The organism is Microbacterium sp. HSID17254 (assembly GCF_003989315.1).
Classification (GTDB): domain Bacteria; phylum Actinomycetota; class Actinomycetes; order Actinomycetales; family Microbacteriaceae; genus Microbacterium.
This window is the reverse complement of sequence record NZ_RBLT01000024.1, coordinates 1-18,561: the sequence shown is the minus strand read 5'-3', so window position 1 is coordinate 18,561 and position 18,561 is coordinate 1. Positions and strand designations below refer to the sequence as shown.

Genomic DNA, 18,561 nt, shown 5'->3' with positions numbered 1-18,561 from the left:
AGATTTTCGCAAGGAGTGTCCATCCGACGCGGTTCGGGACGTGGCTCACAGTGCAAAGATGTAGGCTGGATGCACCTCGAAGCGCCGGAATTTCTTTCTTTTAAAGGAACTTCGCTCGCTCCAGGTTGTAGATGCAGAACCATCCGACACCCCACGCGGCGATCAGCAGCCAGTGGCGGCGCTCCGGGAGCCGGATGCCGTGCCGCAGCGCGATGATCGTCAGCACGAGGGTGCCCACGGCCATGCGCAGCAGCGCCAAGGCCCCGGGGTCGTAGTGCGGCCCCGCGCCACGGATCCCGATGAAGGCCGAGGCCCAGAGCACCACCGTCACCACTGCCGCGAGCAGGACCAAGGCGCCGCGCGATCGCGCCGGCGAGCCCTGCGGGTCGAGCCGCTCCGATGCCCTGATGTCCTGTCGCACCGTCCGATCCTGGCACCGGCCGCCGACATCGGCGATGCGCGGAAGCGACAGCCGTCGTCGCATTCCCGCCAGCGTCGCCGCGGGGCACTGCTAACGTCGAAGAGCAGCCACTGTCCGGGCAGGTCGAGCGTTCCGCTCCCACCGGGGAAGAACTGTCCTCCTCTCCCGGATACGGCTGCGCCCGATACATGACGGAAGAGTTTGAGGACGATACGTGACGAACAGTGAACGAGTAGCGATCATCGGCGCCGGCCCCTCGGGGATGGCGCAGCTGCGGGCCTTCGAATCCGCAGCCCGTGCGGGGGCGGAGATCCCCGAACTGGTCTGCTTCGAGAAGCAGGCCGACTGGGGCGGCCAGTGGAACTACACCTGGCGCACCGGGCTGGACGAGTACGGCGAGCCCGTGCACTCCAGCATGTACCGCAACCTGTGGTCGAACGGCCCGAAGGAGGCCCTGGAGTTCGCCGACTACACCTTCGACGAGCACTTCGGACGGCCGATCTCGTCGTACCCGCCGCGTCCGGTGCTGTGGGACTACATCGCCGGGCGCCTCGCGAAGACGCAGGTGCGCGACCTCATCCGCTTCGAGACCGCGGTGCGCTGGGTGGAGTTCGACGAGGACCGTGAGGTGTTCCGTCTCACCAGCGAGCACCTGCCGACCGGGCGCACGACCACGGAGGAGTTCAACCGGGTCGTCGTGGCCAGCGGACACTTCTCCTTCCCGAACGTGCCGCACTTCGACGGCATCGAGACCTTCCCCGGATCCGTCGCCCACGCGCACGACTTCCGGGGCGCGGAGGCCCTCGCCGGGCGGGACGTGCTCGTGATCGGGTCGAGCTACTCGGCGGAGGACATCGGCAGCCAGGCCTTCAAGATGGGCGCCCGCTCGGTCACCGCGAGCTACCGGACCGCGCCGATGGGCTACGACTGGCCGGAGGGCTTCGAGGAGCGCCCGTGCGTCGAGCGCTTCGAGGGCCGCACCGTGCACTTCGCCGACGGCACCTCGAAGGAGGTCGACGCGGTCATCCTCTGCACCGGCTACCTGCACAAGTACCCGTTCCTGCCCGCGGAGCTCGCCCTGTCCTCGCCGAACAACGTCTACCCCGACGGGCTGTACCGGGGCGTGCTCTGGCAGGGCAACCCGCGCCTCGCCTACCTCGGCGCGCAGGACCAGTGGTTCACGTTCAACATGTTCGACGCGCAGGCGTGGTTCGTGCGCGACGTCATCCTGGGCCGGATCGCCCTGCCCGACGAGGGCGAGCGCGCCGCGTCCATCGCCGCGTGGCGGAAGCGGTTCGCGGAGATCGACTCGGCGGCGACGGAGATCCGCTTCCAGGCCGACTACATTCGCGACCTGCTGGAGTGCACCGACTATCCGGCGTTCGACCTCGATCGCGTCGTGGAGATCTTCCTCGCCTGGAAGCGGGACAAGAAGGCCGACATCATGGGCTACCGCGACCGCGTGTACCCCTCGGTCATGACCGGGACGCTCGCCGCCGCACACCACACCCCGTGGCTGGACGAGCTCGACGACTCCCTCGAGCGCTATCTCGAGGCCGACGCGCTCCTCGTCTGATCGCCGACCCACCCCCTTCCGGTCGTCCCACCCCTTTTCGTACGTCCGCAAGGGGGTGGGGCGCACGGGAAGGGGTGGGTCACGGCCGGGCCCGACGCCGCCCGATCCCCACGACGAGCGCGGCCGTGGCGAGGATGATCGCGGCGATGAGGAGCACCCAGAGCGCGACGCCGCCGTAGCCGCCGTTCAGTGCGGGATCGAGGAAGGGGTACGGGTACCACCACGGGTTCCCGGTCGCGGGTGCGGTCACGAGGTTCGCGCGGAGCAGCGTGTAGACCACCCACACGATGGGGAAGATCGCGGCGATCCCCACGGTGCCCCAGCCGAGGGCACGACGACGCGGCGCGAACAGCACGTCGGCGAGCAGGACGAGCGGGATGACGACGTGCAGCACCTCGTTCGACCAGGCGACCGTGGCCCCCTGCGGCAGCGCGATCCCGCGGAGCAGCGTGTTGTAGACGACGCCCGTGACGATCATGTAGGTGCTCGCGCACACGAGCAGCGTCGCCAGCCACGTCGGCTCGACTCTCGCGTCGCGGTGCGTCAGCCCCCAGATCCCGCCGACGGCCAGCACCACCGCGGCCAGCACGTTGGAGAGGATCGTGAAGAAGCTGAAGAAGTTCGCTAACACGGTGGGCAGGTGCGCGCCCCACGCGGTGTCCGCGGCGAGGGCGATCTCCAGCGTGCGCACGAGCTGCGCGACGATCGCCGCCACCGCGAGCGCCGCCGCCGAGAGTCGGACATAGAGCCACCACCGCGTCATCGCCACCTCCGTCGCCACTGTAGCGGCCCCCTCTGCCGTCCCGCCCGGCACGATGCGGGACCGAAAAGGTGCCTCCGCGGCCCCGGGAAGGTGCGTATTCCGTCCCGTATCGGCCTTCCCGGGGGCTGTCCGAGGCCTGCCGATAGGATGGGAGCGCCCGAAGAGGGCCAGCTCATCGGCCGGTGCAAACCCGGCGAAAGCCAAGGGGTTACCCATGCCAGGAATCGTTATCGTCGGCGTGCAGTGGGGAGACGAAGGAAAGGGCAAGGCCACCGATCTGCTCGGTGAGCGCACCGACTGGGTGGTGAAGTTCAACGGCGGGAACAACGCCGGGCACACCGTCGTCGTGGGCGATGAGAAGTACGCCCTGCACCTGCTGCCCTCCGGCATCCTGTCGCCCGGCGTGAACCCGGTCATCGGCAACGGCGTGGTCATCGACCTCGAGGTGCTCTTCTCCGAGCTGGAGGCCCTGTCCGCCCGTGGCATCGACGTCTCGCGGCTCAAGGTCAGCGCCAACGCGCACATCATCACCCAGTACCACCGCACACTCGACAAGGTCACCGAGCGCTTCCTCGGCAAGCGCAACATCGGCACCACCGGCCGCGGCATCGGTCCGGCCTACGCCGACAAGATCAACCGCGTGGGCATCCGCGTGCAGGACCTCTTCGACGAGAACATCCTGCGCCAGAAGGTCGAGGGCGCCCTCGACCAGAAGAACCACCTCCTGGTGAAGGTCTTCAACCGCCGCGCCGTCACCTGCGACGAGATCGTCGACGACCTGCTCTCCTACGCCGAGCGTCTGCGCCCGATGGTCGCCGACACGGGCTACCTCATCGACCAGGCCCTGAACCGCGGCGAGGTCGTCGTGTTCGAGGGCGGCCAGGCCACGATGCTCGACATCGACCACGGCACCTACCCGTTCGTCACCTCGTCCTCGGCCACGGCCGGCGGCGCCTCGACCGGCTCCGGGGTCGGCCCCGGCGCCCTCGACCGCATCGTGGGCATCGTCAAGGCCTACACGACCCGCGTCGGCTCCGGTCCGTTCCCGACCGAGCTGTTCGACGAGCAGGGCGAGTGGCTGCGCAAGCAGGGCTTCGAGTTCGGCACCACGACCGGGCGTCCGCGCCGCGTGGGCTGGTACGACGCCCCCATCACGCGGTACGCCACGCGCATCAACGGCATCACCGACCTCGTGCTCACGAAGCTCGACATCCTCACCGGGCTCGAGAAGATCCCGGTGTGCGTGGCCTACGACGTGGACGGGGAGCGGTTCGACGAGGTGCCGGTGAACCAGACCGACTTCCACCACGCGAAGCCGATCCTGGAGTACTTCCCCGGGTGGAGCGAGGACATCTCGACCGCGCGCACCTTCGAGGACCTTCCGCAGACGGCGCAGGACTACGTGCTCGCGCTGGAGGAGATGAGCAACACGCGCATCTCGGTGATCGGCGTCGGTCCGGAGCGCGATCAGGTGATCGTGCGCCACGACCTGCTCGACTGACCGGCATGACGCGGTTCTGGCTCGGGGGCTACGGCCCGGCGATGGAGGGCTCCGCCGAGGGGATCGGCGTGCTGGCAGGCGACGAGGGCCGTGAGGCCGCGACGCTCGCCTACCGCGGACCCGTGACGCAGACGCCGTCGCCGTCGTGGCTGGCGGCGCATCCGTCCCTCGACGTCGTGTACGCGGCGTTGGAGGGCGACGCCGCCCTGCAGGCGTTCGCGCGCACGGGGGAGCTGGCGCTGACGCCGCTCGGCGATCCGGTGGCGACGGGGGACGGCGTCTGTCATCTCGCGGTGTCGCCGAACGGCCAGACGCTCGTCGCCAGCTGCTACGGCGACGGGCGGGTCGTCCGTTTCGGACTCGCCGCGGATGGTCGTCTCGTGCCGGCGAAGGAGGATGCGGCGGCAGCCCTGCGTGCCGCCCTCTTCGGCGACGGCGACCCGGATGCGGCCCCCGCCACGCCCGCCGGGGACGGCATCGCGGCGGTCGACCCGTACGGCGCCACGGGCCGCGCATCTCACGCGCACGCCGCCGCCTTCCTGCCGGACGGCCGCGTGGCGACGACCGACCTCGGCTTCGATCTCGTCCGGTTCTGGCGCCTGCAGGGCCCCGGGCTCGTCCTCGACCAGGAGGTCGTGCTCCCGCGCGGCACCGGTCCGCGCCACATGGTCGTGCATCCGAGCGGTCACCTGCATGTCGTGACCGAGTACTCCTGCGAGGTCTTCACGCTCGCGGCCGCCGCCGACGGCACCTGGGGTGTCGTCTCCTCGGCTCCGGCCAGCCCCATCGCGCAGGTCGGCGTGGACTTCCCTGCCGAGCTCACCCGCTCCAAGGACGGTCAGTTCCTCTACACCGCCCTCCGTGGCAGCAACACCATCGCGGCGCTGCGGGTGCGCGGCAGCGGCGATGCCCTGGAGCCGGTCGCGCTCGCCGACTCCGGAGTCGACTGGCCGCGACACCACCTCGTCTACCAGGGCAAGCTCCTCGTCGCCGGTCAGCGCTCCGACACCGTCACGCTGCTCGACCTCGACGAGCGGACGGGAGCACCGCTCGGAGTCCGGCACGAGGCGCAGGCTCCCGCGCCGACGAGCATCCTCCCGCTCCGCTGACTCCCTTCCGGACCTGCGTCCATCCGGGACTTGACCTCAACCATTCTTGAGGTTCTAGCGTCGTCCTCATGACGACCGAGACCGGGCGCACCGCGCCGTCCACGCCCGCCCCGTCCCGCATCCTCGGCGGCGAGTACGTCTGGATCACGATCGGCGCGTGCGCCCTCGTGTTCCTCGGCGCCTTCGAATCGCTGGCGGTCACCACGGTGATGCCGGCGGTCAGCGCCGACCTCGACGGCGAGCGGCTGTACGCGCTGGCCTTCGCCGGACCGCTCGCGACGAGCGTGATCGGCATGGTGGTCGCCGGCAACTGGTCCGATCGGCGGGGCCCCGTGGCGCCGCTATACGCGTCCGTCGCCCTGTTCACCGTGGGACTGCTCGTCGCGGGGCTCGCGCCGACCATGGAGGTCCTCGTCGCGGGACGCTTCGCGCAGGGGCTCGGCAACGGCGGACTCATGGTGGCTCTCTACGTCGTGGTCGCCCGGGTGTACCCGACGTCCCTGCATCCGGCGATCTTCGCGGGGTTCGCCGCCGCGTGGGTCATCCCCTCGCTGATCGGTCCGACGATCGCGGGTGCGGTCACGGAGGTATGGAGCTGGCACTGGGTCTTCCTCGGGGTCGTGGTGCTCGTCGTGCTCGCGCTGCTGATGGTCGTCCCGGCCCTCCGCGGCCTCGCGCGCAGCGGAGACGCCACCACGCCGTGGGCTCTCGGACGGCTGGGGTGGTCGGTGCTCGCCGCCTCCGCCGTGCTCGCCCTCGACCTCGTGGGCGAGGTCCCGGTCGCCGGGCCGTTCCTGTCGGCGGCCGCGGTCGTGATCGCGATCGCGGCGGTGCGCCCGCTCCTTCCGCGGGGCGCGCTCATCGCCCGCCGGGGCCTGCCGTCGGTGATCCTGGTGCGCGGTCTCGGGGCGGCGGCGTTCTTCGGGGCGCAGATCTACCTGCCGTACCTGCTCACCGATCGGTACCTGCTGTCGCCGACCCTCGCCGGGCTCGCGCTGACCGGGGGTGCGCTCGCCTGGTCGGCGGCGGCGACCGTCCAGGGGCGGATGGGCGAGCGCCTGTCGAGCGTGACCGCGGTGCGGGTGGGGACGGTCCTCGTGGTCATCGGGATCGCCTTGATCCTGGCGATCACGGTTACGCAGGCCACCCCGCTGCTCGCCGCCCTCGCCTGGGTCGTCGCGGGTGCGGGCATGGGGTTGATGAGCCCGCGATCCAGTGCGCTCGTCCTCGCGATGTCCTCCCCGGCGGAGCAGGGGTTCAACAGCGGGGCGATGACCGTGGCCGACTCCTTCGGAAGCGCGCTCGCCCTCGCCGTCACGGGCTCGCTCTTCGTCACGCTCGGGGCCATTGCCGGAGTGGATGCGTTCGCGGGAGTGTTCGCGCTCGCCGCGGTGATCGGTGCGGCGGCGGCCGTCCTCGCCCCGCGGACCAGGAGTGTGGAGCCCGCTGCGGAGTGATTTGCGCGGGATGTGCGGGCGCCCCTACCCTGGTGAACGGTGTTCAGGTGAACACCGTTCAGGAAGGGACACCCGATGGCATCCACCCCCCGCGACACCTCCGCGACCCTCGGCCGCGTCGCTGTCTTCGCCGCGCTCATCATCGTGCTCGGCACGGTCGTCGTCCCGCTGCCCGGTGGGGTGCCCATCACCGGACAGACGCTCGCCGTCATGCTGGCCGGTCTCGTCCTCGGCCCCCGGGTCGCACCGTGGTCGGTCGCCCTCGTCCTCGTGCTCGCGGCGGTCGGTCTTCCCGTCCTCGCGGGCGGACGCGGAGGTCTCGGGGTCTTCGTCGGCCCCACGGCCGGGTACCTGCTCGGCTGGATCGCGGGCGTCGTCGTCATCGGACTCCTGATGCGCACCGGCCGCCCGACCTGGTGGCGTACCGCGCTCGCGGCCCTCGTCGGCGGTGTGCTCGTCGTCTACGCCTTCGGCATCCCCGTCCAGGCCCTCGTCACCGGCGTTCCCCTCGACCTCACGGCCCTCTCGACCCTGGCCTTCCTCCCGGGCGACCTCATCAAGGTGACCGCGGCGACCCTCATCGTCGTGGCCCTCCGTCGCGCCTATCCCCGGGCCTTCGCCGACACGCGTCCCGCGCGCCCCGCCGTCGTCGCCTGACCCCAGTACGGTCCCGGACGGTCCCGTCGGCACCGTCCGTCCCGTCGACTCCGTCTGTCCCGTCGACTCCGTCGGTCCTGTTGCGGATGCACGACCAGGACACGGCTGCCGGCGGATCGCCCCGTCCCGGTCGTGCATCCGTCCCGAGGTCGTGCATCCGGAACGTCTGCCCGACCCTTCTGACCCGACCCTTCCGACCGGACCCTTCTGACCGGACCCTTCTGACCGGACCCTTCTGACCCGACCTCTCTGACGGGACCACGAAGAACGACTCGGCTGGGATCGAACCACCCCCGGGCTGGTCCGGGCAGTCCCGGTCGTTCAGGTTTCGGATGCACGACCGGGGGACGGCTGCCGGGGGATCGTCCCGTCCGAGTCGTGCGGCCGTCCTCAGGTCGTGCATCCGAAACGTCGGAGGAAGGAACGTCGTGCATCCAGGTCGTGCACCCGGAACATCGGAACCGGGAACCGAACGGGAAGGACGGGCATATCGGCGGACGGGAACAACTCACCCGTGACTCGACGTTCCTCATGAGCGAGACTGGGCCACGGACCGCCGCGGCCACGAGAGGGGCGAGCATGACTGCTGCCGACAAGACCGACGAATACGACCTCATCGTGCTGGGCGGTGGTCCGGTCGGGGAGAACGTGGCGGACCGTGCCGTGCAGGGCGGTCTCACCGCGATCATCGTGGAGAGCGAGCTCGTCGGCGGGGAGTGCTCGTACTGGGCGTGCATGCCGTCGAAGGCGCTGCTCCGCTCGGCCCAGGCGCTCCGTGCCGCGCAGCACGTCGCCGGCGCCGCGCAGGCCGTGACCGGCTCCCTCGACGTGCGCGCGGTGTTCGAGCGTCGCGACTCCTTCACGAGCAACTGGTCCGACGACGGGCAGGTGAAGTGGCTGGAGTCCGCCCACATCGACCTCGCCCGGGGGCACGGCCGGCTGACCGGCGAGCGCGAGGTGACGGTGACCGACCAGGACGGCGGCACCCGGGTGCTGCGCGCGCGCCACGCGGTCGCCATCAGCACCGGTTCGGATGCGGTCATCCCGCCGATCGAGGGTCTGCGGGAGGCCTCGCCCTGGACGAGCCGCGAGGCGACCAGCGCCGAGGAGCTGCCCGACAGTCTCGCGGTCATCGGCGGCGGCGTGGTCGCGGTCGAGATGGCCACCGCGTACGCCGCGCTCGGCTCGTCGGTGACGCTGCTCGCGCGCAGCGGGCTGCTGGGCGGGATGGAGCCCTTCGCCGGAGAGCGGGTGGCCGACGGCCTGCGTGAGCTCGGCGTCGACGTCCGCACCGACACCGGTACGACGGCGGTGCACCGCGACGGTGACCGGGTCACGATCACTCTCGACAACGGCGAGACGGTGACCGCGGCGGAGGTGCTCGTCGCGACCGGACGCTCTCCCCGCAGCGCCGACATCGGGCTCGACGCGGTCGGACTCGAGCCGGGCCGCTGGATCGAGACGGACGACACCCTCCGCGTCCCCGGGCACGACTGGCTGTACGCCGTCGGCGACGTCAACGGCCGCGTGCTGCTGACCCACCAGGGCAAGTACCAGGCGCGCGCCGCGGGCGACGTCATCGTCGCGCGGGCGAAGGGCGACGCGGTGGACGACGCGCCCTGGGGCCGTCACGTCGCCACGGCCGACCACGCCGCGGTGCCCCAGGTCACCTTCTCGATCCCGGAGGTCGGGTCCGTCGGACTCACCGAGGCGGCAGCGAAGGACGCCGGCACCGCCGTCCGCGTCGTCGACTACGACCTCGGGTGGGTGGCGGGCGCGAGCCTGTACGAGGACGGCTTCGCCGGGCAGGCGCGCCTGGTCGTCGACTCCGACCGCGACGTCGTGATCGGTGCGACGTTCGTCGGCCCCGAGGTCGCCGAGCTCGTGCAGGCCGCGACCACCGCGATCGTCGGCGAGGTCCCGATCGCCCGACTCTGGCACGCCGTGCCCTCCTACCCCACGATCAGCGAGATCTGGCTGCGGCTGCTGGAGGGCTACGGCCGCGACTCGGCCTGATCCGGGCAATCCGATCCCGGTCGCGTGACGAACAGAACGCGCATTGTGTCCCAGATTGACGACCACGCGCGCAACCCCGTGCCGGATGTCGCACCCGTCTTATACGCTCGAACCCACATCCGAGGAGGCAGGACCATGAAGGCTGTACTCGCAGGAAACGTCATCGCCGAGGCCGACCAGGACGACCTCATCCGCATCGAGGGGAACTGGTACTTCCCGCCGGCAGCCGTCGCGCCGGACGTCCTCGTCGAGAGCCCCACGCCGTACACCTGTCCGTGGAAGGGCGAGTGCCAGTACTACTCCGTCCAGGTCGACGGAGAGCTGCACAAGGATCTCGCGTGGTCGTACCCGCACCCGTACCCGTCGGCGTTCGACCGGGTCGGCAAGGACTTCTCCGGCTACGTCGCCTTCGCCCCGGGCGTCGAGGTCTCGGCCTAGTCCCACACGACCCACGACCGCACGTCCGCACGACCGTCGGAGAGACACCCTCATGATCGAGTTCCGCAACGTCACGAAGCGCTTCCCCGACGGAACGCTCGCCGTCGACGACTTCAGCCTCGTGCTGCCCTCCCGCAAGACCACCGTGTTCGTCGGCTCGTCCGGCTGCGGCAAGACCACCCTGCTGCGGATGATCAACCGCATGGTGGAGCCGACGTCGGGAGAGGTCGAGATCGACGGGGAGAGCGTGCTCTCGGGCGACCCGGTCGCCCTGCGCCGGCGCATCGGCTATGTGATGCAGAACTCCGGGCTCATGCCGCACTTCACCGTCATCGACAACGTGGCCACCGTGCTGCGGCTGAACGGAGTGAAGCGCGCGCAGGCGCACGAGCGTGCTCGCGAGCTGCTCACGACCGTCGGCCTCGACCAGGCGCTCGCCGACCGGTACCCGAGTCAGTTGTCGGGTGGTCAGCAGCAGCGTGTCGGGGTGGCCCGCGGGCTCGCCGCCGATCCGAATATCCTCCTCATGGACGAGCCGTTCGGTGCGGTCGACCCCATCGTCCGCGCCGACCTCCAGCAGGAGACCCTGCGGCTGCAGCACGAGCTCGACAAGACGGTCGTGTTCGTCACGCACGACATCGACGAGGCCTTCCTCCTCGGCGACCAGGTCGTCATCCTCGACAAGGGCGCCCGGATCGTGCAGGTCGGCAGCCCCAGCGAGATCATCGAGAACCCGGCCGACGACTTCGTCTCCTCCTTCATCGGGGCCGACCGCGGCCGCCGCGCGCTGCACCTCAAGCAGACCCCGCGGGGAACCGTGGTCGTCGACTCCGAGGGCCGCACGCAGGGGGCGATCGTCGATGCGCCGGAGGGCGTGGTCGACGGAGCCGACACGGTAAAGGCGGCCCCGTGAACTGGGTCGGCGACAACCTCGGGCTGATCCTCGAGCTCACCGCGGTGCACCTGCAGCAGAGCGCGATCGCGATCGTGCTCGGTTTCGTGCTGGCGCTCCCGCTGGGGTGGGTGGCCTGGCGCTATCAGCTTGTGAAGGGTCCGGTCATCGTCCTCACCGGGCTGCTCTACACGATCCCCTCCCTCGCCCTCCTCATCCTGCTGCCGTCGGTGGCGGGCTACCCGGCGCGCAGCCCGGCCAACCTCGTCATCGGCCTGACGATCTACGCGATCGCGATCCTCGTCCGCGCGGTGTCCGACGGCCTGGACTCGGTCGACCCCGCGATCCGGCAGTCGGCGGTCGCGATGGGCTACGGCGGGTTCCGCCGCTTCTGGACGGTCGACTTCCCGCTCGCCGGGCCGGTCATCCTCGCGGGCCTCCGAGTGGCGGCGGTGAGCACCATCTCGCTCGCGACGGTCGGCATCCTCGTCGGCGTCACGAACCTCGGCTACCTGTTCACGAACGGCCTCCAGCGCCGCATCCTCGCCGAGGTCTTCACCGGCATCGTCGCCGTCGTCGTCATCGCCCTGGTCATCGATCTCCTGCTGGTCCTCCTCGGGCGGGCCCTCATGCCGTGGACGCGGGCGGCGGCCACCCCTGCCGCTGCGCGGCGGACGATCACGTTGAGGACGGCCGCATGAACGTGTTCACCGAGGCCTTCGCCTGGCTGTTCTCTCCCGACCGCTGGGTCGGGACGTACTCGCTCCCCGTCCTGTTCAGCCAGCACGTCTTCTACACGGTGGTCTCCGTGCTGATCGCCGCGGTGATCGCCGTACCGCTCGGCTGGCTCATCGGGCACACCGGGAAGGGGCGGGAGATCGCGGTCGCCGTCTCCGGAGCGGCCCGCGCCATCCCGTCCTTCGGCCTCATGGTGCTGCTGGTGCTCCTGCTCGGGGTGCTGCGCACGCCCCTCGCGGCGATCATCACCTTCGTCGTCCTGGCGATCCCGTCCCTGCTGGCCGGCGCCTACACGGGCCTGGAGGCGGTCGATCGCCGCACCATCGACGCGGCGCGGGCGATGGGGATGACCGGCTGGCAGGTGTTCTGGAAGGTCGAGGTGCCGCTCGGCATGCCGCTGCTGGTCGGCGGCCTCCGCTCGGCGCTGCTGCAGGTCATCGCCACGGTGACGATCGCGGCCTACGTGAACCTCGGCGGCCTCGGCTGGCCGATCATCCAGGGCATCCCGCTCCGCCGCTTCGACCAGGTGCTCGGCGGCGCGATCCTCGTCGCGGTGCTCGCGCTCCTCGTCGACCTCCTGCTCGCGCTCGCCCAGCACGCCGCGGTGCCCCGCGGTGTGCGCACCCGTCCGCAACGCCGCCGCGCTCGGGCAACCGCCCGCGCGGCCGCACCCGCCTGAACCACAGCATCGTCCCCCAGAGAAGAGGAAGTCCATGTTCACTGCACGAAAGTCCCGCCTCGCCCTTGCCGGCGGCGTCGCGCTCGCCGCCGCCCTCGCCCTCTCCGGCTGCGCCAACAGCAACCCGCTGGACGCGCCGACCGACGACGCCGGCGACGGTGGGGGCAGCGACACCATCGTCATCGGCTCGCAGGCCTACTACTCGAACGAGATCATCGCCGAGATCTACGCGCAGGCGCTCGAGGCCGCCGACTTCGACGTCGACCGTCAGTTCAGCATCGGCCAGCGCGACGCCTACATGCCGGACGTCGAGTCCGGGGCGATCGACCTGTTCCCCGAGTACACGGGCAACCTGCTCGAGTACCTGGACAAGGATGCGACCGCCACCAGCCCGGACGACGTCTACGCGGCCCTGAAGGACGCGCTCCCGGACGGCCTCACCGCGCTCGACTACGCCGAGGCCTCCGACCAGGACACCTACACGGTGCTCAAGAGCTTCGCCGAGGAGAACGACCTCACCTCGATCGCCGACCTCGCGGACGTCACCACCCCGGTCACGATCGGCGCGGCTCCGGAGTTCGAGCAGCGTCCGTACGGTCCCGCCGCGGCCAAGGAGGTCTACGGCGTCGACCTGGCGTTCTCGGCCACCGGTCCCACGACGCTGGAGTCGCTGCTCGCCGGCGAGATCCAGGTCGCGGACATCTACTCGGCCGACCCGGCCTTCCAGACCGAGGACATCGTGGCGCTGGAAGACCCGGAGAACATCATCCTGGCCTCGAACGTGGTCCCGATCGCTTCCAGCGACGTGGCCGACGAGATCGCCGACGTCATCAACGGCATCAGCGCCAAGCTGACCGCCGAGGAGCTCGTCGCCCTCAACGTGCAGAGCACGGTCGACCAGAAGTCGGCGGAGGACATCGCGAAGCAGTGGCTGACGGACAACGACCTCATCTGAGTCGTCTCCCCGCGAAGCGCCCGGCCCTCAGGGGTCGGGCGCTTCGTCGTTCTCGACCGCCGCGTGCACAGCTTCGGAGATCTCGCCCGACACGCCGCGGAGGACCCTGGGCTCACGGCGTGTCGCCTCGGATCTCCGAAGTTGTGCAGGGGTGGGGTCAGGTGCGGGAGTCCTGCTTCGGCACGACCACCTGCTTGACGATGATGAGGATCGAGGCGGTGACGGGCACGGCCACGAGGGCGCCGAGCAGACCGAGGAGCGTGCCGCCGGCGAGGGCGCCGATGACGACGAGCGAGCCCGGCACGGCCACCGCCTTGTTCATGACCCGGGGGGTGAGCACGTACGCCTCGATCTGCATGTAGACGAGGTAGATCGCGGCGAAGACCAGCGCGGCGATCGGGTTCGTGAACAGCGCGAGGATGGTGCCGATCATCCAGAACAGCACGGAGCCGACGAGCGGGATGAGTGTGACGCAGAAGGCGATCGCGGCCATGAGCGGCGGGAACGGCAGGCCGAGCACGGTGTAGAGGATGAGGGCGAGGGTCGCGTTGCAGAACGCGAGGATGACCATCCCCATCACGTAGCCGCCGACCGAATCGGTGATCTGCTGGGAGATGTCGCCGGCGCGGTCGCGGTCGCGGGCCGGGACGAGACGCAGCATCCCCTGGCGCATGGCCGGCAGGGTCGCGAGGAAGTACAGCGTCAGCACGAGCACCACGATCGCGCCCGAGATCCCGCTCGCGATGGACGCGCCCACCTGGAGCGCCCCGCCGCCGATCGTCGCGAGGTTGCCGAAGTCGGAGAGGAACTTCTGCACCTCCGACACGAGGTCCTGGAACTGGTCACCGAACTGGTTGTTGAGGGTGGCGTAGAGGTCGGACTTCGTGAAGTCCTGGATCATGCCGGGGACCGACTTCACGAACCCCGCGATCTGATCGACGACGATGGGCACGATCATCCAGAGGACGAGGGCCACGACGACGATGAGAGCGAGGATCGTCACCACGACGGAGAGCGCGCGGGAGATACCGCGGCGTTCGAGGAAGCGGACGGCCGGGTCGAGGCCGAGCGCGGCGAACAGGGCGAGCGCGATGTAGATGAGGACGGTGGAGAGGTTGTAGAGCGCGCTGCCGATCACGATCGCCCCGAGGCCTCCGAGGGTCACGAGGAACCCGAAGACGAACGGCCGATCGATCCGCGTCCAGAACGAGCGGCTGGGCGTGGTCGGCTCGATCACCACGGGGACGGACGGCTTCGCGGCGGCATCGGGCGCCTCCACCGCGGCTCCGACCAGCGCGGCGTCGACGGGGGCGGGGACGGAGTCCGGGGCGGGACCGCCCTGGCCGTCGTGCGGAGCGGAGGCCGGCGACTGGTCGTTGCTCATGAGCACACGATAGCGGTGCCCCTCGTCGGAGGCCGGGTGATCCGCGGCTCTAGAGTAGGGGCATGACTGCCGCTGAGGATCCGAAGGCCGAACTGCTCCGGCTGCGTGCGAGCATCGACAACATCGACGCGGCCCTGATCTTCCTGCTCGCGGAGCGGTTCCGCGCCACACAGCAGGTGGGCCACCTCAAGGCCGAGCACGCGATGCCGCCGTCCGACCCGAACCGTGAGGAGCAGCAGGTCGCCCGGCTCCGCGCGCTCGCGGAGGACGCCCACCTCGACCCGGAGTTCGCGGAGAAGTGGTTCAACTTCGTCGTGGCCGAGGTCATCCGCCACCATACCGAGGCCGCCGAGGGGCGCTGAGCCCGAGCGTCAGGCCCCGCGCTCGGCGAGCAGCCGGTCGCGCACCTCGCGCCGCAGCACCTTGCCGATGAGCGACCGGGGGAGGTCGTCGACGGCGGTGATCCGGCGCGGCACCTTGTAGGCGGTCAGGTGGGTGCGGCAGAAGTCGCGGAGCCCGTCCATGTCCGCCGCCGCGCCCTCGCGGAGCACCACTGCCGCGGCGACCTCCTCGCCGCCGCTCGCCCGAGGGAGCCCCACGACGGCGGCGGCGACGACGTCCGGGTGGGCTTCCAGCGCGCTCTCCACCTCGCTGGGCGCGACGTTGAAGCCGCCGGTGATGATGAGCTCCTTCCGGCGGTCGACGATGGTGACGAACCCGTCGGGAGAGACCTCGGCGATGTCGCCGGTGCGGAGCCAGCCGTCCGGCAACAGGGTCTCGGCCGTATCGCCGGGGCGCCCCCAGTACCCCTGGAAGACCTGCGGTCCGCGCAGCAGCAGCTCACCGGGCTCGCCCGTGGGCACGTCGACATCGGGGTCGTCGGGGTCGACGACGCGGATCTCCGTGCTCGGGAACGGGACGCCGACGGTGCCGGGGCGCCGCGTCGGACCCATCGGGTTGCCGAGCGCGACCGGGGAGGCCTCGGTCATCCCGTACCCCTCGACGAGCAGTCCCCCGGTGGCCTCCTCCCAGCGTCGCACCGTCGCCACGGGGAGGCTCATGGCCCCGGAGATCGCGAACCGCACCGTCGAGAGGTCCACCGTGCCGCGGGCGGCCGCGCGGGCCAGCTGGTCGTAGATGGGCGGGACGGCGGGGAGGAAGGTCGGCGGGCTCGTGCGGGCGGCGTCCATGACCAGGCTCACATCGAAGGCCGGGAACAGCACCACCTTCGCCCCGATGCTCAACGCGAACGTGAGGCACAGGGTGAGTCCGTAGGCGTGGAAGAGCGGAAGCACGGCGTAGAAAGTCTCCTCGCCGTCGCGGAGTCCTGGCACCCAGGCCCGCCCCTGCATCGCGTTGGCCCGCAGATTCGCGTGGGTGAGGATGGCGCCCTTGGGGATCCCGGTCGTCCCGCTCGTGTACTGCAGGACGGCGGTGTCGCCCAGCGACGGCCCGGGGGTGCGGCGGGGGAGCCGCCGGTGCGACACGAGCTTCTTCCACGGCGTCAGGTGCCGCGCGCGGGGCGTGCCGGTCAGCTTCGCCCGCGATGCCCGGGCCTTCGGGACGGGGAGTCGCAGCAGGAGGCGCTTCGACAGGGGCATCGCCGCCGTGAGGTCGACGCTCACGATGTGGCCGACCCGGAGGTCGTCGGGGAACCCCGCGACGGTGTCGGCGACCTTGTCCCACACGATCGCGACGCGGGCCCCGTGGTCCTCGAACTGGTGGCGCAGCTCCCGCGCGGTGTAGAGCGGGTTGTGCTCGACGACGATCGCGCCGAGGCGCAGGACCGCGTAGAACGCGACGACGTGCTGCGGGCAGTTCGGCAGCACCAGCGCCACCCGGTCGCCCTTCGTGACCCCGAGGTGGCGGAGTCCCTCCGCGGCGCGGTCGATCTGCTCGCCGAGCTCCCGGTAGGTGGTCACGGCACCGAAGAACTCGAGGGCGGGGCGGCGCGCATACCGCCGGATGCCGGCGGCCAGCATCTGCGGCAGGGTCTGCGTCGGCTCGTCGATGTCGGCCGGCACGCCCTCGGCATAGGAGCGGAGCCAGGGACGGGAAGACAGCGGCGCGTCGGTCATGCCCTCATCTTCCGACACGGACCTGTGCTCCGCCTCCCCCTTGCGCTCACCACCGTTCGGCGTGCAGTCACCCGTCCGCGAGGACGCTCATGACGATGGCGTCGACCCACTCGCCGTCCCAGCGCAGCGCCTCCCGACGCCGGCCCTCGACGACGAACCCGGCCTTCTCGTAGGCGCGCTGCGCCCGCGGGTTGAACGCGTACACCTCGAGCTCCACGCGATGCAGTCCCACGGTGTCGAAGGCGTGCCGGATGACCGCGCGCGTCGCCTCGGTCCCGTATCCGGCGCCGAACCACCGCGGGCCGGCGAGGGCGATGCGGAAACCGGCCGAGCCGTTGTCCTCGTCCAGGTCGCTGAGGACCACCTCGCCGATGTGCGCGCCGTCGTCGCGACGGAGGATCGCCCAATCCGCCCGGTCGTCCCGGTCGGCGAGCGACCGGAGCCAGGTCTCGACGCCCTCGCGGGTGAAGCGCGCGTGGGTGCCGGTCAGCCGCAGCACCTCGGGCTCCTGCAGGGCCGCCCAGGTGCCGTCGAGATGCTCCGGTCCGAGCGGCACGAGGTCCAGCCGCTCGGTGGTCAGGGTGGGGACGGGAGTGAGGGAGAGCGCCATCAGACGGGGAGCACCCGCCCCGAGACGATGCCCTCGACCGCGCGCACGTACGCTTGGCCGACCTCGTCGTCGGTGACAGGGCGGTGGCCGGGGAAGGCCGAGAAGTACCCGGGGGAGTTCGCCAGCACGTCGGGGGAGACCGCATTGATGCGGATCCCCCGCGGGGCCTCGGCCGCCGCCGTGATCACGAACGACTCCAGGGCGCCGTTGGCCATCGCCGCCGCCGCTCCCGTCGCGATCGGCTCCCGCGCGAGCACGCCGCTGGTGAGGGTGATGGAGCCGCCGTCGGTCACGTGGTCGAGGGCGACCCGCACGACGTCGAGCTGCGCGAGGGTCTTCCCGGTGAAGGCGGCGAGATAGTCGTCGCGGTCGAGATCGGTGAGCGGCTTGAAGGGCACGGAGCCCACGGCGACCACGACGGCGTCGACCGGGCCGACCCGCTCGAAGAGGCTGCGGATGGAGGCGGGGTCGGTCACGTCCACGTTCTGCTCGCCGGAGCGGGACGCCCGCACGACCTCGTGTCCCCGCACGTCGAGGGTGGCGGCGACCACCCCGCCGATGCTGCCGGTCGCGCCGATCACGAGTACCTTCATGCGGATTCCCTCCCAGGACGGATCGAGACGACGGACGGCCGCCTCGCGGGATCGAGTCTCCCATCCCTTCCGGGCGGGAGGGGACGGATGACGGGCGCGTCCGTCAGCGCGGGCTGAACTCGGCGGCCACCACGCGGGTCGCCGCGCCCAGCAGGACGGCGTCGTCGAGCGCGCTCGGCACCACGGTCGGTCCGAGGGAGGGGTGCGAGGCGGCACGGACCGCGGCGGCCGTCGCGTCCACGAACTCCGGGGAGACGATCCCGTCCGGACCGCTCAGGACGATCGTGGGCAGGTCGACGGCGGCGGCGATGACCGAGAGCGACGTGCCGAGCCGGGCGCCGGCGGCGGTGAGCACCGTCGCGTGGTCTGCGCCCGGCGTCTCCAGGCGCCGGGCGATCGCGGGAGCCGCGGCCCACGCGTGGACGCAGCCGTCGCGGCCGCACAGGCACAGCTCGCCGGGGTCGCCACCCGCACCGACGTGCGCGAGCTCGCGGGCGCCGATGGAGCGTTCCACCGGGGCGCCGTCGTCGCCGACGACGCGGATCGCGGTGCCGATGCGGGTGCCGATGCGGACGAGCAGGAAGTCGGTGCCGACGGAGCCGAACCGCTGCGCGGCGTCGGCCACGAGATCGGCGTCGTCGAACAGGTGGACGGGCGCGTCGAGGACGTCCGCGAGTCGAGGGCCGAGACCGAG

19 protein-coding genes are annotated in these 18,561 nt (G+C 71.0%); 12 read left to right on the top strand and 7 right to left on the bottom strand.

The features are described from left to right. Positions 1 to 100 precede the first annotated feature (100 nt). On the bottom strand, positions 101 to 421 hold the full coding sequence (locus D8M34_RS13025) for an EamA family transporter (RefSeq protein ID WP_238695657.1): 321 nt from the start codon (positions 419 to 421) through the stop codon (positions 101 to 103). A gap of 214 nt (positions 422 to 635) precedes the next feature. Here D8M34_RS13025 and D8M34_RS13020 point away from each other — a divergent pair, with 214 nt between their 5' ends. After that, positions 636 to 1,997: an NAD(P)-binding domain-containing protein gene (locus D8M34_RS13020; RefSeq protein ID WP_126894220.1), complete on the top strand. Its 1,362-nt coding sequence runs from the start codon at positions 636 to 638 to the stop codon at positions 1,995 to 1,997. Between the two features lie 79 nt (positions 1,998 to 2,076). On the opposite strand, the gene D8M34_RS13015 is transcribed toward D8M34_RS13020, so the two are convergent. After that, on the bottom strand, positions 2,077 to 2,760 hold the full coding sequence (locus tag D8M34_RS13015; RefSeq protein WP_126894225.1) for a Pr6Pr family membrane protein: 684 nt from the start codon (positions 2,758 to 2,760) through the stop codon (positions 2,077 to 2,079). 214 nt (positions 2,761 to 2,974) lie between these two features. Here D8M34_RS13015 and D8M34_RS13010 point away from each other — a divergent pair, with 214 nt between their 5' ends. From D8M34_RS13010 to D8M34_RS12965, 10 genes are all read left to right on the top strand, one after another. Beyond that, positions 2,975 to 4,261: an adenylosuccinate synthase gene (locus D8M34_RS13010; RefSeq protein ID WP_025104217.1), complete on the top strand. Its 1,287-nt coding sequence runs from the start codon at positions 2,975 to 2,977 to the stop codon at positions 4,259 to 4,261. 5 nt (positions 4,262 to 4,266) lie between these two features. Further along, on the top strand, positions 4,267 to 5,370 hold the full coding sequence (locus D8M34_RS13005) for a lactonase family protein (protein ID WP_126894219.1): 1,104 nt from the start codon (positions 4,267 to 4,269) through the stop codon (positions 5,368 to 5,370). Between the two features lie 68 nt (positions 5,371 to 5,438). After that, entirely contained in the window at positions 5,439 to 6,827 is a 1,389-nt protein-coding gene (locus D8M34_RS13000) for an MFS transporter (RefSeq protein WP_025104215.1), read from the top strand. 75 nt (positions 6,828 to 6,902) lie between these two features. Then, positions 6,903 to 7,484 carry a biotin transporter BioY gene (locus D8M34_RS12995; protein WP_025104214.1) on the top strand — a complete coding sequence of 194 codons (582 nt, stop codon included), beginning with the start codon at positions 6,903 to 6,905 and terminating at the stop codon, positions 7,482 to 7,484. A gap of 579 nt (positions 7,485 to 8,063) precedes the next feature. Continuing rightward, positions 8,064 to 9,500: a dihydrolipoyl dehydrogenase family protein gene (locus D8M34_RS12990; protein ID WP_126894218.1), complete on the top strand. Its 1,437-nt coding sequence runs from the start codon at positions 8,064 to 8,066 to the stop codon at positions 9,498 to 9,500. A gap of 135 nt (positions 9,501 to 9,635) precedes the next feature. Then, positions 9,636 to 9,938 carry a DUF427 domain-containing protein gene (locus D8M34_RS12985; RefSeq protein WP_085604301.1) on the top strand — a complete coding sequence of 101 codons (303 nt, stop codon included), beginning with the start codon at positions 9,636 to 9,638 and terminating at the stop codon, positions 9,936 to 9,938. A gap of 52 nt (positions 9,939 to 9,990) precedes the next feature. After that, positions 9,991 to 10,851, top strand: a complete 861-nt coding sequence (locus D8M34_RS12980) for an ABC transporter ATP-binding protein (protein ID WP_025104211.1) — start codon at positions 9,991 to 9,993, stop codon at positions 10,849 to 10,851. Beyond that, positions 10,848 to 11,531, top strand: a complete 684-nt coding sequence (locus D8M34_RS12975) for an ABC transporter permease (RefSeq protein WP_025104210.1) — start codon at positions 10,848 to 10,850, stop codon at positions 11,529 to 11,531. Before D8M34_RS12980 ends, D8M34_RS12975 begins: the two co-directional genes overlap by 4 nt. Then, positions 11,528 to 12,247 (top strand): ABC transporter permease, encoded by a 720-nt coding sequence (locus D8M34_RS12970; RefSeq protein ID WP_126894217.1) that lies wholly within the window; start codon positions 11,528 to 11,530, stop codon positions 12,245 to 12,247. Before D8M34_RS12975 ends, D8M34_RS12970 begins: the two co-directional genes overlap by 4 nt. Positions 12,248 to 12,281: 34 nt before the next feature. Then, positions 12,282 to 13,202, top strand: a complete 921-nt coding sequence (locus D8M34_RS12965) for an ABC transporter substrate-binding protein (RefSeq protein ID WP_025104208.1) — start codon at positions 12,282 to 12,284, stop codon at positions 13,200 to 13,202. A gap of 157 nt (positions 13,203 to 13,359) precedes the next feature. Here D8M34_RS12965 and D8M34_RS12960 read toward each other — a convergent pair whose 3' ends face one another. Next, positions 13,360 to 14,586 (bottom strand): AI-2E family transporter, encoded by a 1,227-nt coding sequence (locus tag D8M34_RS12960; RefSeq protein ID WP_126894216.1) that lies wholly within the window; start codon positions 14,584 to 14,586, stop codon positions 13,360 to 13,362. 62 nt (positions 14,587 to 14,648) lie between these two features. On the opposite strand from D8M34_RS12960, the gene D8M34_RS12955 reads away from it, so the two are divergent. Beyond that, positions 14,649 to 14,948 carry a chorismate mutase gene (locus tag D8M34_RS12955; protein ID WP_025104206.1) on the top strand — a complete coding sequence of 100 codons (300 nt, stop codon included), beginning with the start codon at positions 14,649 to 14,651 and terminating at the stop codon, positions 14,946 to 14,948. A 9-nt stretch (positions 14,949 to 14,957) separates the two neighbouring features. On the opposite strand, the gene D8M34_RS12950 is transcribed toward D8M34_RS12955, so the two are convergent. The 4 genes from D8M34_RS12950 to D8M34_RS12935 all read right to left on the bottom strand — a co-directional run. Next, positions 14,958 to 16,664: a long-chain-fatty-acid--CoA ligase gene (locus tag D8M34_RS12950; protein ID WP_126894215.1), complete on the bottom strand. Its 1,707-nt coding sequence runs from the start codon at positions 16,662 to 16,664 to the stop codon at positions 14,958 to 14,960. 67 nt (positions 16,665 to 16,731) lie between these two features. After that, positions 16,732 to 17,274 (bottom strand): GNAT family N-acetyltransferase, encoded by a 543-nt coding sequence (locus D8M34_RS12945; protein ID WP_025104204.1) that lies wholly within the window; start codon positions 17,272 to 17,274, stop codon positions 16,732 to 16,734. Next, positions 17,274 to 17,867: a short chain dehydrogenase gene (locus D8M34_RS12940; protein WP_126894214.1), complete on the bottom strand. Its 594-nt coding sequence runs from the start codon at positions 17,865 to 17,867 to the stop codon at positions 17,274 to 17,276. The genes D8M34_RS12945 and D8M34_RS12940 overlap by 1 nt, the downstream gene beginning before the upstream one ends. 103 nt (positions 17,868 to 17,970) lie before the next feature. Beyond that, a partial coding sequence (locus tag D8M34_RS12935) for an ROK family protein (protein WP_126894213.1) occupies positions 17,971 to 18,561 on the bottom strand: 591 nt, incomplete at its 5' end.

What these genes read in the sequence shown, in the direction of transcription:
- D8M34_RS12990 (WP_126894218.1), top strand. Translation starts at nt 8,064, where the DNA reads ATGACTGCTGCCGACAAGACCGACGAATACGACCTCATCGTGCTGGGC.
- D8M34_RS12980 (WP_025104211.1), top strand. Translation starts at nt 9,991, where the DNA reads ATGATCGAGTTCCGCAACGTCACGAAGCGCTTCCCCGACGGAACGCTC.
- D8M34_RS12945 (WP_025104204.1), bottom strand. Translation starts at nt 17,274, where the DNA reads ATGGCGCTCTCCCTCACTCCCGTCCCCACCCTGACCACCGAGCGGCTG.
- D8M34_RS12970 (WP_126894217.1), top strand. Translation starts at nt 11,528, where the DNA reads ATGAACGTGTTCACCGAGGCCTTCGCCTGGCTGTTCTCTCCCGACCGC.
- D8M34_RS12995 (WP_025104214.1), top strand. Translation starts at nt 6,903, where the DNA reads ATGGCATCCACCCCCCGCGACACCTCCGCGACCCTCGGCCGCGTCGCT.
- D8M34_RS12940 (WP_126894214.1), bottom strand. Translation starts at nt 17,867, where the DNA reads ATGAAGGTACTCGTGATCGGCGCGACCGGCAGCATCGGCGGGGTGGTC.
- D8M34_RS13005 (WP_126894219.1), top strand. Translation starts at nt 4,267, where the DNA reads ATGACGCGGTTCTGGCTCGGGGGCTACGGCCCGGCGATGGAGGGCTCC.
- D8M34_RS13015 (WP_126894225.1), bottom strand. Translation starts at nt 2,760, where the DNA reads ATGACGCGGTGGTGGCTCTATGTCCGACTCTCGGCGGCGGCGCTCGCG.
- D8M34_RS12985 (WP_085604301.1), top strand. Translation starts at nt 9,636, where the DNA reads ATGAAGGCTGTACTCGCAGGAAACGTCATCGCCGAGGCCGACCAGGAC.
- D8M34_RS12965 (WP_025104208.1), top strand. Translation starts at nt 12,282, where the DNA reads ATGTTCACTGCACGAAAGTCCCGCCTCGCCCTTGCCGGCGGCGTCGCG.
- D8M34_RS12955 (WP_025104206.1), top strand. Translation starts at nt 14,649, where the DNA reads ATGACTGCCGCTGAGGATCCGAAGGCCGAACTGCTCCGGCTGCGTGCG.
- D8M34_RS12950 (WP_126894215.1), bottom strand. Translation starts at nt 16,664, where the DNA reads ATGACCGACGCGCCGCTGTCTTCCCGTCCCTGGCTCCGCTCCTATGCC.
- D8M34_RS13000 (WP_025104215.1), top strand. Translation starts at nt 5,439, where the DNA reads ATGACGACCGAGACCGGGCGCACCGCGCCGTCCACGCCCGCCCCGTCC.
- D8M34_RS13010 (WP_025104217.1), top strand. Translation starts at nt 2,975, where the DNA reads ATGCCAGGAATCGTTATCGTCGGCGTGCAGTGGGGAGACGAAGGAAAG.
- D8M34_RS12960 (WP_126894216.1), bottom strand. Translation starts at nt 14,586, where the DNA reads ATGAGCAACGACCAGTCGCCGGCCTCCGCTCCGCACGACGGCCAGGGC.